The 15,084-nt window shown below is 67.4% G+C and carries 17 protein-coding genes; 6 read left to right on the top strand and 11 right to left on the bottom strand.

Annotated features, from left to right (window positions below; all coding sequences use genetic code 11):
* Nucleotides 1-11 precede the first annotated feature (11 nt).
* The 3 genes from ACWCP2_RS09555 to ACWCP2_RS09545 all read left to right on the top strand — a co-directional run bounded on the left by ACWCP2_RS09555 (nt 12) and on the right by ACWCP2_RS09545 (nt 1,471).
* Nucleotides 12-365 carry a DUF317 domain-containing protein gene (locus ACWCP2_RS09555; protein WP_450908008.1) on the top strand — a complete coding sequence of 118 codons (354 nt, stop codon included), beginning with the start codon at nt 12-14 and terminating at the stop codon, nt 363-365.
* 61 nt (nt 366-426) lie between these two features.
* Nucleotides 427-714, top strand: coding sequence for a hypothetical protein (locus ACWCP2_RS09550; RefSeq protein ID WP_450908007.1), 288 nt, complete (start codon nt 427-429; stop codon nt 712-714).
* Nucleotides 715-721: 7 nt separating this feature from the next.
* Nucleotides 722-1,471, top strand: coding sequence for a DUF317 domain-containing protein (locus ACWCP2_RS09545; protein WP_450908006.1), 750 nt, complete (start codon nt 722-724; stop codon nt 1,469-1,471).
* A gap of 104 nt (nt 1,472-1,575) precedes the next feature.
* Here ACWCP2_RS09545 and ACWCP2_RS09540 read toward each other — a convergent pair whose 3' ends face one another.
* From ACWCP2_RS09540 to ACWCP2_RS09495, 10 genes are all read right to left on the bottom strand, one after another.
* Nucleotides 1,576-2,088, bottom strand: a complete 513-nt coding sequence (locus ACWCP2_RS09540; RefSeq protein WP_450908005.1) for a hypothetical protein — start codon at nt 2,086-2,088, stop codon at nt 1,576-1,578.
* Nucleotides 2,089-2,353: 265 nt separating this feature from the next.
* A complete protein-coding gene (locus ACWCP2_RS09535) occupies nt 2,354-2,815 on the bottom strand; it encodes a hypothetical protein (RefSeq protein WP_450908004.1) in 462 nt (153 codons plus the stop codon).
* Between the two features lie 80 nt (nt 2,816-2,895).
* Nucleotides 2,896-4,626, bottom strand: coding sequence for a relaxase/mobilization nuclease domain-containing protein (locus tag ACWCP2_RS09530; RefSeq protein WP_450908003.1), 1,731 nt, complete (start codon nt 4,624-4,626; stop codon nt 2,896-2,898).
* Nucleotides 4,627-4,637: 11 nt separating this feature from the next.
* On the bottom strand, nt 4,638-5,279 hold the full coding sequence (locus ACWCP2_RS09525) for a plasmid mobilization protein (protein ID WP_450908002.1): 642 nt from the start codon (nt 5,277-5,279) through the stop codon (nt 4,638-4,640).
* Nucleotides 5,276-5,521 (bottom strand): hypothetical protein, encoded by a 246-nt coding sequence (locus ACWCP2_RS09520; protein ID WP_450908001.1) that lies wholly within the window; start codon nt 5,519-5,521, stop codon nt 5,276-5,278. Before ACWCP2_RS09520 ends, ACWCP2_RS09525 begins: the two co-directional genes overlap by 4 nt.
* 99 nt (nt 5,522-5,620) lie before the next feature.
* Complete coding sequence (locus ACWCP2_RS09515) at nt 5,621-6,787, bottom strand: DUF2637 domain-containing protein (protein ID WP_450908000.1); 1,167 nt, start codon at nt 6,785-6,787, stop codon at nt 5,621-5,623.
* Nucleotides 6,784-7,404 (bottom strand): WhiB family transcriptional regulator, encoded by a 621-nt coding sequence (locus tag ACWCP2_RS09510; RefSeq protein WP_450907999.1) that lies wholly within the window; start codon nt 7,402-7,404, stop codon nt 6,784-6,786. Before ACWCP2_RS09510 ends, ACWCP2_RS09515 begins: the two co-directional genes overlap by 4 nt.
* A gap of 138 nt (nt 7,405-7,542) precedes the next feature.
* Complete coding sequence (locus ACWCP2_RS09505) at nt 7,543-8,280, bottom strand: ATP-binding protein (protein WP_450907998.1); 738 nt, start codon at nt 8,278-8,280, stop codon at nt 7,543-7,545.
* Complete coding sequence (locus ACWCP2_RS09500) at nt 8,277-9,338, bottom strand: hypothetical protein (protein WP_450907997.1); 1,062 nt, start codon at nt 9,336-9,338, stop codon at nt 8,277-8,279. Before ACWCP2_RS09500 ends, ACWCP2_RS09505 begins: the two co-directional genes overlap by 4 nt.
* Nucleotides 9,338-9,658 (bottom strand): transcriptional regulator, encoded by a 321-nt coding sequence (locus ACWCP2_RS09495; RefSeq protein ID WP_450907996.1) that lies wholly within the window; start codon nt 9,656-9,658, stop codon nt 9,338-9,340. Before ACWCP2_RS09495 ends, ACWCP2_RS09500 begins: the two co-directional genes overlap by 1 nt.
* 1,178 nt (nt 9,659-10,836) lie before the next feature.
* Here ACWCP2_RS09495 and ACWCP2_RS09490 point away from each other — a divergent pair.
* A complete protein-coding gene (locus ACWCP2_RS09490; RefSeq protein ID WP_450907995.1) occupies nt 10,837-12,132 on the top strand; it encodes a helix-turn-helix domain-containing protein in 1,296 nt (431 codons plus the stop codon).
* Between the two features lie 135 nt (nt 12,133-12,267).
* On the top strand, nt 12,268-12,678 hold the full coding sequence (locus ACWCP2_RS09485) for an acyl-CoA thioesterase (protein WP_450907994.1): 411 nt from the start codon (nt 12,268-12,270) through the stop codon (nt 12,676-12,678).
* Nucleotides 12,679-12,912: 234 nt separating this feature from the next.
* Here the strand turns inward: ACWCP2_RS09485 and ACWCP2_RS09480 are convergent, their stop codons facing one another.
* Nucleotides 12,913-14,256, bottom strand: a complete 1,344-nt coding sequence (locus tag ACWCP2_RS09480) for a hypothetical protein (protein ID WP_450907993.1) — start codon at nt 14,254-14,256, stop codon at nt 12,913-12,915.
* Nucleotides 14,257-14,376: 120 nt separating this feature from the next.
* Here ACWCP2_RS09480 and ACWCP2_RS09475 point away from each other — a divergent pair, with 120 nt between their 5' ends.
* The gene (locus ACWCP2_RS09475; RefSeq protein WP_450907992.1) at nt 14,377-14,763 is read left to right on the top strand and encodes a hypothetical protein; all 387 of its coding nucleotides are present in this window, start codon (nt 14,377-14,379) and stop codon (nt 14,761-14,763) included.
* The last annotated feature ends 321 nt before the right edge of the window (nt 14,764-15,084 follow it).

The raw sequence follows: 15,084 nt of genomic DNA, 5'->3' as shown, positions 1-15,084 counted from the left end.
GGTGATCGCGTATGACCGTCGAGATGGGCCGCCCCGGCTTCTCCACCACCATCGAGGCCCTGCGGATCCGGACGTGGATGCTCGGACGGGGCCAGCCATCCCAGGTGATCGACCAGTTCACGGCTGAGGACTTCCACTTCGTGGTGGACGACAGAGCCGACATGCACATCGCCAGTAAGGATGGGCGCCTCTACCTCGGCTGGTTCCCCGACGGCCGACCGGGCCAACTCGACGAGGGATGGCGGCTGGCCGTCACAGGAACGGCAACCGTTCCCGGCTACAGCATCGGATTCGACGTCGAAACCCCAGCTCATCTCGTCGCCTCGGTGGTCGCCGCCGTCATCTCCACCTCGCGTCCGGCCTGAAGCCCAGATCGTCGAGCACGACTCCCCAGCCAGCTCTTCAACCACCAGCCCCGGAGGCTCCGTGCGTCCCACCGCCAGTGACCCCACCAACACCGAGATCATCGAGCACCTTTCGCGCTACGCCCCCGGCACCCCGGTGCGTATGGCCATCAACCCCGAATTCCCCTACGCCCACACGATGGGAGCCATCGTGCTGGGCATGGGCCACGACGGCGGCCCCGTCATCTACATCGGGGAAGCGGGACAGGCAGGCTTCCTGCCGGCCCTCACCGCCCAGGACCTGGGCTGGCACCCGCGCACCGTCGTGCCGGCCAGGATGCGCCGAGGAGTAGGAGCCACTGACCAGTGACCATCCCGTGGAAGCCCCGGAGGCGCCCCTGAACGCGGAACAGCCCGAAGAGCGTCCGAGCCTCGACGTGCTCTGGGTGAGCCCGAGACACCTGGCCGGCGACGACGGAGAGCTGGCGGAACGTGTGGGAGACGAGCTCGTCGGCGCCGGATGGTCGTACTGGGTCACAGCGCGCCGGACGCTCTTCTACGCGAGCCCCGATCAACTCCGCTGTGCCGAATGGGTCATGGCCGATCCGCTTACCACGGAGCTGGCCGACCTGCCCGTCGCCTGGGAGATCTCCGCACGCGAGGACTCCTCGCGCGCCACCGTGAACTGGACGGCCTACTTCACCCGCGGAGTGCCCTATGAAGCCGTTGCCACCTTCGCCCTCGCCGTTGTGGATCGCACGGAACCCGCGTGGGGTTTCGACAGCCCCGAGGCCGTCCCCGAGATGCTGGTGGCCGGCGGCTGGCAGGGGGACGTGGACGACCCGAACTTCACGCTCTGGGACGAGTCCTTCACGGCGTGCATGACCCGGGCGCCGCTTCCCGACGGGATTCATGACCAAGACCCCCGCCCCGATATGCCCGGCTGGCAGGCCTGGTCCCAGCCGGAAGTCGCGGGTCCGTACCTGTGGGTCGCTGCGTTCAGTACGTCCACACCGCATGAGCTGGTCGCGACCTTCGCGGCAGGCCTGGTCGGCGAGGCGCCCGTGCCGCGCCGCGTCCTGCCGGCGTCTTCCCGGGCACGTCTTACGATCCGGCCTTCCCTCTGACGAGGGCGCAACTGGAGGTTGATCAGCGACGCACGTTATCCGCATACAGAGCCCTGGCCCCCAGCGAGATTCTTCGCTGGGGGCCAGGGCGTTTTCGGGGCGCGTCAGCCTGCGGGCTTCAGGGCCTTCGCCAGTGCCTTGTCCACGTGGGCGTCGACCAGGGCGGGGCTGCCCGAGAGGACGATCAGCACGTTGCCGGAGCGGACGGCGATCTGTTTCATCACGCTGGGGCGTCCGCCGGCCGTGAGCGTGAGGACGTGCCCCCACTGCTCGTCGCCGCGCTGGGGCGTGGTCACCTTCTGGACGGTCACGTCGATGGGGACGTTGCCAGAAACCATCTGGTACTTCGGGCACGACTCCATGGCGGTGAAGATCTCTCGGGACCGGGCGGAGACCTTCTCCTCGGTGTCGCTGTAGACCTCTTCGCTCAGGTCGGAATCCTTCGAGGCGTACGTGAAGGACACCTTGGCCTGGTTGGGGAAGTCCAGCGAACCGTCCGCCTGTCCGGAGCCGAGCTTCTCCAGAGCAGGGCACCCGACGGCAGCCATGTCGTCGTGCTTCGACGTCGTCTCGGGCTTCACCCGGTAGTCGGAGCCCAGATCGATCAGGTCCAGCAAGCGGGGGCCAAGTTCAGCACTGGACAAAGGCTTCGCGGATACGCCGGATCCCTCACTGCTCTTCGCCTCTGCCCCGGCCGATGAGGCCGGCGCGGAAGGTGCGGCAGCCTGGGAACAGCCGGTCAGCGCGAGGGCTCCCAGAGCCGTCAGGCTGAGCAGATTCTTGACGTTGTTTCGCATATGTGATTCCCCCCAGAATGCGTGTGCGGCCGTACGCTACCCCGATCATCTCGGGTGGGGTAGATCCATCTCGCCTGGTGCGCGATCAGAGAATCACTCCCGCGAAGGTTCCGTCGTAGCCGAACGAAGCCTCGCCATCCTCCTTGCTGGTGTAGAGACCCTCGACCGGCCCGGCGGTCCGCTCGTACCAGGCCGAGTCCAGCCCGGGAACGGGGGTGTCGTGTCCGGAGCGGCAGCGGACCCACACCCGCTCGCCGGAGCTCAGTACGAGCCAGTCGCGGTACACGCCGCACTCCGCGCAGGACACCACGACCCCGCCCACGGTCAGCGGCGCCCAGTAGCGCATCATCGACCCGGCCAGATCCCCGGCCGCCGGGACGTGGAGCTCCGCCGGTATCTCAAGCTCCACGTCCTCGCTCTCCACGTTGCTGGGCTCGGCACCCGCCGCGGCAGGCCGGGCGGGCTCCTCAGCCGCCGCGATCAGTTCTGCCGCGGCAGCACGGAACTCGTTGGCCTGGTCGTGGTGTCGGTCGTGCCGGCGGAACATGGGCGTCTCCCGGGCCTGGTGTGTGGTGGCAGGGGAGAATCCTCTCCCGGCAGCGGCTCGCACTTCTACTAAGGAAACGATCAGCGGCCCGGGGCTGGACGATCCTGCCGAGGGCTACCCTGACCTGGGACGAAGTTCTGCCGCGAGCGGACGGTGCTTGCCCTGGTGCCCTTTGCGGGAGAGTCCGTGCCAGCGGCGGCAGGCAGGTCTGCCAACCGGCGAAGGCGCCACACCAGCACGTCGGACACCGACTCCGCAGTGTCCAACTCGCGGCGCGAGGCGGCCTCGGTCAGGAGCGGGACCACGTCATGGCCGGCTGCCTCGGCCTCGGCGAGCGTTGCGGCCAGCGCCGGCCACCCGGCCTCGTCGAGCACCCGCTGCGCGAGATCCGGGACCGCCTCGCGCATGGCGGAGCCGTACCTGCGCTGGAGCGGCAAGGTGAGCCTGCGGCCCCGTTCGCGCAGGACGCTCAGCGGCGTTGCGGCGGCGTTGCGGTACGCCGCACGCAGGTGCTCGGTTGTCTGTTGCGCTGCCGCGGCCTGCTGGGCGTGGCCCCTCTTCGCATGCCAGGCCGCGGCGGTGATGACGAGGAAGAACAGCATGTCAATGACCATCGCCGTGCCGGCGCCGTCCTCACCGCGCCCCAAGGCGGGACCGCCTCGGACGAGGTCCCGGGCTGCCTGACGCAGGACACGGTCCTGCTGCCGTTCGGCACGGATATGAGAGCGCGATGCCCGCTCGAACGCGAGGGCGGCGTCGGAGAGTTCTCGCCGGGTGTGGGCGGCGCTGGTCTTGGCCAGGGCGTCGAGCACTTCTCCGACGTCGGCGATCTGGGCGGCTGCCGCGCCGTCGTCGTCCTGGTCGATGACCAGCAGTGCAGTCCACACCGCACCGGTCGCTGAGCGGCGGGCCTGCGACGACCTCGGCTGCGGGCTGCTGACCGCGGTCTCGTCGGGAGCTTCCTGCCCGCCGTATCGCTGGCGGATCCGGGGGAGGGAGAGGTCGGGAGCCAGCTTGGCGCCGGCGTAGAAGATCGGTTCGCCGTCCTTGTTCCGGTCCGAGGGGAGGGCGACCTTGTAGCCGAGGAGATTGCCGCTGGGTGCGACACGGCGTACGACGAGGAGGCCGGAGGCGCCGAGCCGGTCGAAGAACTCCGCGTCGTTCGCGGCGCCGGCCACCGCGCGGCGGACGGTCTCGCGGAGCTCCTCGCGCGCGGTACGGGTCCGGCCGGTGCGCTCCGCCTTGTGTCGCTCAGCGCTGGTGGGGCGTTGAGCAGCGGTCTTGTCGCCGGTGTTGAGACGGCGCAGGCCGTAGTCGGCTTCGATGAGGCGTGCCTCGGCCTGGGAGCGGGCGGCATCGTTGTGGAGGCGGGGCTTGCGGCCGTCCTCGCGGACGGTCGTGGCGATGATGTGGATGTGGTCGTCGGCGTGGCGCACGGCCGCCCACCGGCATGCAGCAGGGTCTTCATCTGTGGCGATGCCGGTCGCGGCGACCATGCGACGGGCGATGTCCGCCCACTGTGCGTCGGTCAGTACCGGGTCTTCCGGGGCGGCGCGGACAGACAGGTGCCACACGTGCTGGTCCGGTCGCCGGCTAGCGGGAAGCGCGTCCACAGGCTGGTCGAGCAGCTGCTGCAGCTCCTTTAGGGTGGCGTCGACGTCCCGGCCGGGGTCCCGGCCGGGGTCCGGGGCGAGGCTGTCCCAGGCGGCGACCAGGTGGGGGTCGGTGTGCTCCTCGTGGGTGCCGGGGCCGTAGAGGTAGTGGAGCAGGCCGATCGTGCGGCTTCCGCGCTTGTGGACTCGGGGGATCATGCGCAGGTGCCTTAGCGGTCGATCAGCTGTTGGGTGACGGCTTCCAGACGTCGTGCGGCCCGGTGGACCGCGGTGAGTGCGGCGTCGGTCTGAGGGGTGTCGCCGCCGGAGTTGAGGATGCGGGCGATCTGGTTGATGTTGTTGCCGATGTAGCTCAGGTGCCGGCGGGCGGCGAACAGTTCCGCGACCACCTCACGTTCGGAGGCGATCTGTGCTGCTGTCTTGTGGATGTCGCGTGCAGCGGTGAGTGCGGCGTGAGCGATGAATCCGGCGACGGTCAGACCGGCCGCGTGGGCGCCGGCGGTGATCGCTGCGAGTTCGTCGTCGTTGAGTCGGGCGTTACGTACGTGCGGGCGCTGCCCGCGCTGGTACGGACGGCGGCGGCGCGGACGGGAGGGAACGGGTTCGACGTGCTCGCACGTGCTGTCGTGACAGGTGTGCGGCTGCTCCTCCGACTGCGATCCGCCCCCGGTCGCAGTCGACCCTCCTGGCGCCCCCCGGTGCCAGGAGGGCTCCCGGCTCCCCTGGGGGCCGGCTCCATTGGATACTCCGCCAACGGTGGAGTATCCAATGGGATAACTTGCTCGCCCTGAGATCGAGTTGATGTGTGCCTGGTTGACCTCGTGGATCGGATCCGAGAGCGGGTCGGTCATTGGCTGACGCCCCGGATTGCGTTCTCGTCGCGCTGGACCCGGGCTGCGAGGTCCAGCAGATCTTCGGGGCCGGGCAGCACCAGCACGGGTGACTTCGGCCCCTCCTGGACCAGCCATTGACCGGTGGGCGTGGGCAGGGCGGCGTGCAGGTGCCCCCGTCGCACGAGGACATCGGCCCAAGCGGAGGCAACGGCGGAGGTGTTCGTCGACTGGCAGAGCTGGCTGGTGGATGATGAGGACACGAGGACTCCTTGGGGGCTGAGCGGGGCGTCGGAGCCTGCTCCGGGCCGCCCCGCTCTGCGATGTGTTTCCGGCTGGTCAAGACGCGCGTTGTCTGCGCGTCAGCGGGTTCGCCGCCTCGGTCGAGGCAGATGCTCCAGCGCGGGGTCCTCGTAGAGGACCTCTTGCAGCTCCCGGAACCGTTCGTTGCTGATCGTGAGGCGCTGGTCGCGTAGGTACGGTCCGATCACTCTGCGGGTCATCCGGCCGCCGGCCAGAGCCGCATCGCGCGCGATTGGGACGAGCACTTCCAAGGGGATCGGATCGGGGAAGGGGCCGCTGGTCTTGTCCACCGTGTCTTCGAGCCCCCGGCCCCCGTGATCCTCTGAGGCTGGTTCTGGTCCGGCCGCAGGAGGATCCGGCACGGGCTCCGCATCGTCAACGTGGTCCGCTGCCAGGTCTGGTCCGCCCTCCTCGACAGGGTGTGGGAGGGCTTGGTCCGCGACACCACCTGCGGCTTTGGCGGAACGGCCGTGTTCAGGATCGGGCTCGCCGGAGGCGAAGTCTTCCCCCGAGTTCGGCCGCTGGTCCGCTGCTGGGATACCGCTGCTCACCGTGCTGGGCAGGTCTTTGTCCGCCTCTCGGACGACGGTCTGGTCGTCGGCCCCGTTGCACGGATCAGGGTGCGCGGTGTGGTCCGCCGGCTCTTGGTCCGCCTGAAGGTTGCTCGCACGCGGGTGGTCTGGTCCGGTGGCGCCCTCCTCTGCGTCGGCGGACCGGGCGACGAGTGTGTCGCACCGGACCAGCGAATTGGCCTGCTGGTCGGCAGGGTTGGTCCGCGTCCGGTCCGTGGGGTGGTGCCGCGTGATGAGGATGTAGAGGTGGACAGCGCCGGCGAGCGCGAGGGGGGCGAGGGTGGACAGGATCGCCACCACGGTGTCGCTCAGGCGCAGGCCGCTGAGACGGGGTGCCTGCTGGTTGAGGCGCACCGCGTGAAGTGCGTTCGCCCAGATGCTGGATGCGGTGGCTGTACCGAAGAGCGTCCACACGTAGAGCCGTGCACGCAGGGGGGCTTCGGCGAGCACCAGCAGGGCCCGTACGCCATAGGCGATGAATCCGTCGACCACCAGAGGAAATAGGTAGGTCAGGAATCCGCGGACGTGGATGGCTACGGCCATCTGCTGGAGGGCGTCGTACGAGAGCGCGCAGCCGGCTGTGCCGAGGGTGATGATGGCGAGACGGTCCCAGAACCCGACGGGGGCGGCGGCATGCGCGGGGGAGTCCTTCACGCGGCTTCCCCGAAGGCCGTGCGAACTTCGGAGTCGCAGCGAGCCGCGGCGTCTGCGACGGCGATGGTCGAGGCCTTCGCCGGGTCGCCTCCCCCACGCGTGGGGGACATATGCTGGAGCCATTCGTGGTCGCGTGCCGTCACCTCCTTGGCCTGCTCACGCATCAGCTTGCGGGTGTAGTCGAAATCGCTCTGCAGCAGCATCGCCAGACGTTCGACGCTCCACTCGCGGAGGTAGGCCTGGCGGACCACAGCGTTGCGCTCCGGGATCGACAGGGTGACATCGCGGCCCCGGAAGACGGCGTGTACGCGGTTGTAGTCGAGACGCTTGGCGACCTTGTTGTGGAAGGGGCGCCGTTCCTTCTCCGTGAGCCCGGCTCGGAAGCCCTTCCGGGCGTCGCTGTCCATGGCCCCGTCGAAGCACTGCTGCACGACCGGGCAGCTCCTGCAGATCGACCGGGCTTCCTCGGTGCTCTTGCTGCTGGTGGCCGTGGGGAAGAAGACCTCGTCAGCCTCGGTGGGGTCCATGCCGTAGCAGGAGCTTCGCTCGGTCCAGCTGCGGTCGGTGATCCCGAGCATGCCGACGATGGGGTTCTCGTGGGTGGTGATGTATCGCATGGTGCTCTCCGTGGTGCTTCACGGCCGGCGCACGGTCACCACGGCGTGCACTGCGACGGTGCAGCGCGGCGTGGCGGGTCCAGGCGGTGAGGGCGGGCAGGGGCGCGGACTTAGATGCCGCGCTGGTAGGGGAGTTGGTCAGGCCGAGGTTCGTGTCCGGCGGCGGTCCGGCCCGGACATCGCGATCTGCTGGCACATCCCCGCGAGGCGCGAGGCGACCCGGTCACCGATCTGCTCACGCAGGACAGGCTGCTCCGCCGGCATCGTGGCGGTACGGACCGGGGCGAGGTTGCTGGTGATCAGGGTCGGCAGCTCGCGGTTGTAGCGCCAGTTGATGAGCCGGTACGTCAGCTCCTCGGTCCACCTGGTGGTCGTCGCCGCGCCCAGGTCGTCCAGGTGCAGGAGCGGGATCCGCACGAGACGCCGCATCATCCACTCCGGGTCGACACCCGCGCTGGGGCGCATATCGGCGTAGAGGTCGGCAGCGGTGATGGACTCCCACCGCACCACGACCCCCGTGGCGATCAGTGCCCGGAGTGCCCCGAAGGCCTCGTGCGTCTTGCCGACCCCGGTCGCGCCGAGCAGCAGGAGCGAGGGGCCGGTCGAGACCTCCCGGCGTCCTCCCGTTGTGGGAGCGGTGGCGTTCGCGGTGACGTCGTCCACCCACTGGCGGACGCGCGGATCCGAGACGGTCGCCTTCTGGTAGCGCGAAGGGATCCGCTGCTGGGCGGCCTCAAGGGCCGGGATGCCAGCGGGCGTGTCGGCCAGGGGGCGGTCCGGGTCGATTCCCAGCTCGGCGAAGCGCGCGGGCCAGCGGCGGACTACGGCGGCGGTGCCCAGCTTGTGCGGTCCGGAGGTGTCAAAGCGTCGGGTCACAGGGACTCCTCGTAGACGGAGCTGTCAGTGGGGTTCTGCCAGGGCTGATAGGCGGGCCGGGCGCTGGCCCAAAGCCCCGCGCCGGAGGCGGATGCCGCCGGGGAGGCGTTCAGTGCCTCGTTGACCAGGCTTGGCAGGACGCTGGCGTGCAGGCCCTTGACGCGCAGCCGCTCCAGGGCGGTGCGGATGACTGCCGGATCGAAACCTTCTTCCAGCAGCCCCTTGGCGTGGCGGCCGATGAGACCGCGCACCGTCTGCGGCACTGGTTGCGAACAGGCCGACACGTACCCGGCCACCAGGTCCTTTGCCGATACCGATCCGAGTGCGGACTCCGGCGCGGGGGCATCGCCCCCCTTAGGGAAAGATCCAGGATCCAAGATCCTAGATCCAGACGCCGAGCCCTCGCGCAGTTGTGTCGAGGCCTCATCGAGAACCGTCTGACCTGCGGATTCCTCAGGACCCTCGACGAGGGGCTGTTGGACCGCCGGGGGAGTCGACCCCGCGGTGGTCCTGCTGCCAGTGGAGGAGACCTTGGGAGCCATGGACGGCGCCGAATCCGTCGAAATGGTGTGATCGAGGGCTCGTCGAATACTCGTCGAATCCTGCGGCCGGTCGCCGCAGAGCTCGGCGGGAGTGGTCGGAGCCGTCGTCCGGGCCGGAGCGGAGGAGACCGGGCACGATGCTCCGTCGCACTCGCTGCACTTGCTGTGCGCCTGGTGCACGGGGCACCGCGGGCGCCGCGACGCCGAGGCACGGTCGATCTTCTGGTGCTTCTCCCAGGTCACGAAGTGGAGGTAGGCACCGCCGTCGCACCCGGTATAGCGGCAGATGAGACCGGCGCCGGCCAGCTGATCGAGGTCCCTGGCCACGTCTGCTGGGGTGTGGTCGGCGCGGAGAGCCCAGAGACGTCCGGCGATGATCGCAGGGTGGTCGCGGAAGCGGCCGTGGTCGTCAGCCTGGGTGAGCAGGCCGAAGAAGGTGACCATCGCGGTCACGTCGACCGAGGCCAGGTCCTCGGACTCGAATGCTTCGGGTTTGATCGTGCGGATGCGTGCCATCAGGCGGCACCGCCATCGAGCGCACCGGACCGGAGGTCGAAGGTGCGGCGTTCCGCCCAGCTGGCGGCAGCGTAGGTGCGGATGATCCAGCGGGCAGCGACGTGCGCCTGGGTGCGGCTGATCCGCACCGATCGCCCGTTGGCGTCGGTCGCCCGCACATCGAGGTGGGGCCACGTTGTCCGACCGTCCTGAAGCCGGATCTGCAAGTCGGTGACCTGCGGCAGCATGACGGTGAGCCTCTGCGCCAGTGCGCGAGCTCGGAGGGTTGGTGCCTCGGTGCAGGCCGGATTCAGTGGCCTTTTGCGCAGGACGCTGGTCATGCAAGACTCTCCAGTGAGGTAAGCCCCATACCGGTGTGCCCCGTCAGAAGGGCCGGCGTGGTGGTGATAGATGGATCTCCTGCCCCGGCAAGGGCTAGAGGTCCATTCGGTGTGCGGCGTCTGGGAGTTCGCTCTCTCAGACGCCGACGCTGTTTCTGGTCCGGGTAGGTCCCCGATCTCTGGCTATCCACCTACCGCTCCTCATCTCTCGCCTTCCGCGGGTGTCTTCCTCGGGTGGCGATGAACATATGCGGATGCCGCGACAAGATCCAGACTTAGCTAATGAAATACCGATCAGACGCGATCGGGGTGCTGGCATTGACGCTTCCTCCGGACTCTGGAGCAGTGCTGTGGGAGCGGCGGTGGCCAAGGCGACGCATGTGAATCTCATGATCACGATTTCCCCCGTAGCGGCTATCTGTGCGCGGATCTTGAAATGGCCGGTCGGAGGGATTTAAACCCGACTGAACAGCCTCGTCAATCTATGTCAAATCGGCACATTCTATGCGTGAGATGTCTCGCGCTTCATCACGGATGCTGCCGCCTGATGCTTTCAACCCGCGCCGCGCTCAAGGGGTTTCACGTTTTGCCGCGAAGGAGCTTCCCCGGCGTTGTGGGTTGGGTACGTCGAGCGGGCCTAAAGTCGGCAATTTGTTGCCGATTCCCAGATCGGAAATCGGTTGCCGATTTTGGTGTCCGATTCGCTCTTAAACGCACCGTGTGCCCCGGTGAGATCGCTCTGGCGCGCGATCTTGTTGCGAGGTGTCATTGGTCACAAGGGCAGGGGTCTTGTCTCTGGCGGCGGGCACGTACAGCTGAGGGGGCAGGGAAGGGGGCGGGCTGCGTCCCTGCTAGGGGATTGGCTGCCAATGGTCGCGGTGCATGGGCCCTGCAGGGTCGCTTTAGCGTGAAGCCGCTGGCGGAGTCTGGGAAGGGGGTATTCCTGAGGTCCTTGGGCTGGGGGACTTGGGCCTAAGGGCCTCGCGTTCGGATCTGGAAAATGGTCCTTCTGGTGGATATTCCTGTCGGTGCAGGTCAAGTGCGGGATTTGGAGCGGAAAGCGGGCGTATTCTCAAGAGGCTTGGCCTCGGGGGCGACGGCTAGTCGCCAAATCAGCGCATCCGGCAGCTGCAAGTGCTGCTGGTCATTTCTCGCTACCCGAATGAGGTGCTGCCGCTATGCAACACGGAGTCGATCCGATCCCGCTGGGTGATCTGGATTCGATGCCTGGTCAGGTGATGGGGTTTGCGGGCCTGCTCAAGGCGTGGCGCGCGTCCGCCAGCGTTCGCCGGGGACGGACGATCACGCAGAAGGAAGCTGCGGCGGCCATCAAGCGGTCCGTGCGTTCATACGGTGCTATAGAGCGCGGCGCTACTGCCACCAGGCTCACCAGTGAGCAGTGTGAGGCGCTCGCTGAGCTGTTGATGCTCAGCCGGGATGAACGCCGTGCCCTGATGCTGCACAGCCTTGGCACCTTGCCGGAGACAGCGCCGCGCCGGCCGGACCCGCGAGTCAAGAAGGCCCTGCAGCTGTTCATCGATCAGCAGATGCCCAGTCCTGCCTACCTCAGCGACGGCACCTGGTCCATCTTGGCGTACAACCATGGAATGGCCGAGTGGTGGCCGTGGGTGACGAAGCCTGACGCGAATCTTATGAAGTGGGCGCTGCTTTCTCCTGAGGCGCGTGTCCAGTACTCCGACTGGGAAAAGCATGCGGAGGTTTACATTCGACTGCTGAAGTTCGCTTTGGCAAGTCGTAGTGGGGACAAGGCCTTGCTGCGGCTGATTTCTGACGTCTGTGCCGACCCGGACGTCGATCGGATCTGGAAAACACACTACGACCTTGGTGCGGACCGTGACGGCCATGTGTTCCACATGAATGTTCCCGCTCTCGGCGAGACCGTGGAAGTCGTCAGCCATGTCCTCTTCCCGGCGAGCTTGCCCGAATGCCGACTCGTAGTCATCACCTGGGTGGAGGGAGACGAGTCCAGCAACCACACCGTCGACGCTCTGGGCGGTGTACGGGACGCCTGGGCCGAGAGGGCGAGCGGTGTCCGGCATGACTCCCGGGACTGGACGCGCCCTGCCGGAGTTCCTCGGCGAAGTGCGTCCTGCCGCACTCGCGACGAAGCCGCAGCCCTTGCTGGCGACGGCGGCATCCATCTTCCCGCACTGGGCAAGCATGTTGGCCCTGACGTGCGGCTGACGCTTTCACCTTCGAGCGGGTCCGTGATCTGGGCGACACAGGAGAGTGGAAGGTGGGCCGTCGCAGAGTTCGACGCGTCGGCTGTCTTGGCGCACTTCCCGGTCGCTGCGGATCCGGACACCACGACAGAGCTCGATGCCCTCACGCGTACCACCTTGGCCTGCTCGCAGCCGCAGGCCGGCGTCAAGCGATCTCGGGCGGGCTCGCGCGGGCAGATCCGGGCCGCACGAACAGGTGTGTGTACGTCAGTTGCCGCAAGTCAGGTCTAGCAGGAGAGTAACTCCGACGTTTTCGCATGACGATTTCACGCGATTCCCTGCTCAACTCGTGGCGGATGCAGCCGGCTAGTAGCAGCCTTGTTGTCATGTGAGCGAAACACCTTGTCGATTCTCCCAGGAGGAGCCGTGCCCCGATTTACCTACCTGTGTCCCATCCGCTGGTCGGATATGGACGCCAACAGCCACGTCAACAACGCTGTTTACCCCCGCTATCTTGAAGAGGCGCGGATGAACATGTTCGAGGCGCTCGTGCCCAGCGATCCCACCGAGCGACTCAGTAAGAACTTCCTCCTCTCGGAGCAGTGGATGAAGTTCTCGAAGCCCCTTGTCTACAGCAAAGAGCCGGTGTCGATTGAGGCGTGGGTGACGAGTCTGAAGGGCGTCTCGTTCGAACTCGCTTATGAGATCAAGGGCAGTGGAAGCGTGTACGTTTCCGCGACCTCCAAGATGGCTGGCTTCGACTCAGTTGCCGGACGAGTGCGCCGCTTTGATGACGATGAACGTGCAGTCCTTGGAAGCTTCCTCGACCAGTCATAGAGCTGGATTCGCGTGGACAGCGATGAAGGCCGTGTGAGCGACGGAGGGTTCGATCCGGCGGTCATGGCCAGGCAGGCGTGTGCCCTCGAGATTACGAGCGGGAAGTCCCAGCAGGCCGGCGCGGAGGAGACCGGCAGGTTCGCTGTGCCGCGTCCCTCTTCGATTGGAAGAGACGGGAGGCCGGCATGGGGTTCGCTGGGGCCTCCCGTCGGAGGCCCCAGTGCTTGCTTCCGGTTATCCCTTCATGGCGCCCACCAGGGCCGCTCGCTGGGTCAGTGCACGGACAGCCTGGATCTTTGCGTGGGGTTTCAACCTTCGTCGCATCGTGTCGAAGTGCTCGTCGCCCCTCGATGAGGAGAGGTGTTCGTACTCGTCCAGGAATCTGCCCCACGAGTCGCACGCGGCCTCCACATGTCCATAGGAGTGCTGGCGCTGCGCGAGAACCGCATAGGAGTGGAGGCGGCCTTGCCGCTGTCCTTCCGGCTGAATGCGGATGGACTCCTTCAGTGCACGGATGGATCCGGAGAGGTCACCCGTTTCGTTGAGTACGTGCGCTTCGTGAAAGAGGAGGGCGGTCCGGTCATACCCGCCGACGGAGTCCTTGCCGTCATCGGCCCTCGCTAGAGCATCGCCGGCCTCCCTCAGCCGGTTGAACGCCTGCCGCTGGTCTCCGACCATCGCGGCCCCGTGGGCCTGCTGGCCTCGCAAGAAGGCAGTCAGGCGCGGTCCGGCAACCGGTGCCGCCTCGGCCGCTGAGTCAGCCAGCTCCAGGGCCCGCCGTCCATAGCCGAGGTTCGAGGCCTGCAGCGACATCCCGCGGAGCGTCCTGCAATACGTGATGTGATCTTCCGCCTCACCGGCCAGTTTGAGGGCGGACACGTAGTACTGCTGGCCCAGGCTGTGGGCCCGCTCGTACATGGCCATCCAGCCGGTGAGATAGGTCAGGTCGGAGGCGGCCGCGAGCATGTCGCGCCGAACTTCCTCGGAGGCTTGCGCTTTCAGCCATGGGCCGACCGAGTTCACCAGGAAGGCCGCAGCCATCGGGCGGGCATGCCCCGCACCCAGCTCGTCGAGGATGTCAGCTATCCGGTCGGTCATCGTTCGCACGATGGCAACCTGGCCGGTTCCGATCCTCGTGGTGGCCTTCCCCGGCAGCACGGACGCAGGCTCGGCAGCCACAGCCAGGTCGGGGAACAGGGGAACGGCCAAGGCCGCGGAAAAGATTCCGGCGGCGAGGATGCCGCGCCGGGACGGGTCCATATCGGCCTTTCCGAGGTCTACGAGTTCCCCCACAGTGTCCTGGGTCGTCGCAGACGGCGGCGGCGTGAGACCAGCCTCCGAGAAGGTGACGGGGCGGCCCAGCTTGCGCGCGAAGGCTTCGATGATCAACGCTCTGACCTGTGGCCGAGGCTGATGGCCGGCGATCCATTGGGAGACAGCCGGCTGGCCGTAGGTGAGGCTCAGTCCGGCCTCGGCGCCAAGCCGGTTGATGATGCTCGCGAACTGAGACCGGGACCAATTCGCCTGGTCAAGGAGCGAGGGCAAGCCCGAGTTGGGCGTGCGTGAGCGTTCCGCCATGTGCAACTCCCGACATTGCATGGCTTGCATACTCTGCTGACCTCTCCACGGTACTCGCGGAGCGTCCTGGTGCGGTTACCTCTTCACAGACCCGAGCAGGCTGTGACGAGGGAGGCTCAGGTGACCACGGTTGCCCCCGATCAAAATGAACAGAGCGCCGCCAAGCACGACTTGTGCTCCGACGGCCTACCGGTTGACCTGGAGACGATCCGTCAGACCATCTGCCTGGCGAAGGCCCTCGGGCTACTCGCGCCCCGGGCGGAGATCGACGAACTCGCCCTGCACATGCGGGCCCATCTGGCGCTGCTCCTGGCCGAAGACATCGGCGACGAGGACCAGCTCCGTGGGTTCTACCGGCGCGGGTACCGGCTCCTGGAGAGTGCCCGCCGGGTGACCGAGGCGACACCGAACTTCGTTGCGTGGGAGCACCTGCAGCGGGTGACGTCGACCACCGAAAGCTGCGGCCGTCTGTGGGAGATCCGCCACCAGCACGCGGGCGCCGCATGAGAGTGATTGAGGATCGGCCGGAACTCCCGACGGAAGAACCGTGGTGACCCGCAGCACAGCCGGATCGATCGAGCATCGCCGGGCAGTGTTCCGGCTGATCTCGCGGGGCAGCGGCGCCCTGCGGCGCATACCTCGGCCGTGAGTTCAGTGGTCCGGCCAGAGGGGCCACACACCCTTCGACGACGTCTGGCTGTTCTCCGCGTACGACGTCCCGGCCGGCGCCCACCACGGGAGCGATCAGCTCGGGGCCCGCAGGGTCGAGCACGACCAGGCACATCACCTCATCCAAGCGAGAAGTTCGTCCGGATGCCCCAGGAACCG

This window comes from Streptomyces sp. NPDC002104 (assembly GCF_053593795.1).
The sequence above is the reverse complement of the archived record's forward strand: the minus strand, read 5'-3'. Positions and strand labels throughout refer to the sequence as shown.

Excerpts from the sequence above, each read along its gene's own strand:
- ACWCP2_RS09555 (WP_450908008.1), top strand. The coding sequence starts at position 12 with ATGACCGTCGAGATGGGCCGCCCCGGCTTCTCCACCACCATCGAGGCC.
- ACWCP2_RS09535 (WP_450908004.1), bottom strand. The coding sequence starts at position 2,815 with ATGTTCCGCCGGCACGACCGACACCACGACCAGGCCAACGAGTTCCGT.
- ACWCP2_RS09530 (WP_450908003.1), bottom strand. The coding sequence starts at position 4,626 with ATGATCCCCCGAGTCCACAAGCGCGGAAGCCGCACGATCGGCCTGCTC.
- ACWCP2_RS09525 (WP_450908002.1), bottom strand. The coding sequence starts at position 5,279 with ATGACCGACCCGCTCTCGGATCCGATCCACGAGGTCAACCAGGCACAC.
- ACWCP2_RS09510 (WP_450907999.1), bottom strand. The coding sequence starts at position 7,404 with ATGCGATACATCACCACCCACGAGAACCCCATCGTCGGCATGCTCGGG.
- ACWCP2_RS09500 (WP_450907997.1), bottom strand. The coding sequence starts at position 9,338 with ATGGCACGCATCCGCACGATCAAACCCGAAGCATTCGAGTCCGAGGAC.
- ACWCP2_RS09495 (WP_450907996.1), bottom strand. The coding sequence starts at position 9,658 with ATGACCAGCGTCCTGCGCAAAAGGCCACTGAATCCGGCCTGCACCGAG.
- ACWCP2_RS09490 (WP_450907995.1), top strand. The coding sequence starts at position 10,837 with ATGCAACACGGAGTCGATCCGATCCCGCTGGGTGATCTGGATTCGATG.
- ACWCP2_RS09480 (WP_450907993.1), bottom strand. The coding sequence starts at position 14,256 with ATGGCGGAACGCTCACGCACGCCCAACTCGGGCTTGCCCTCGCTCCTT.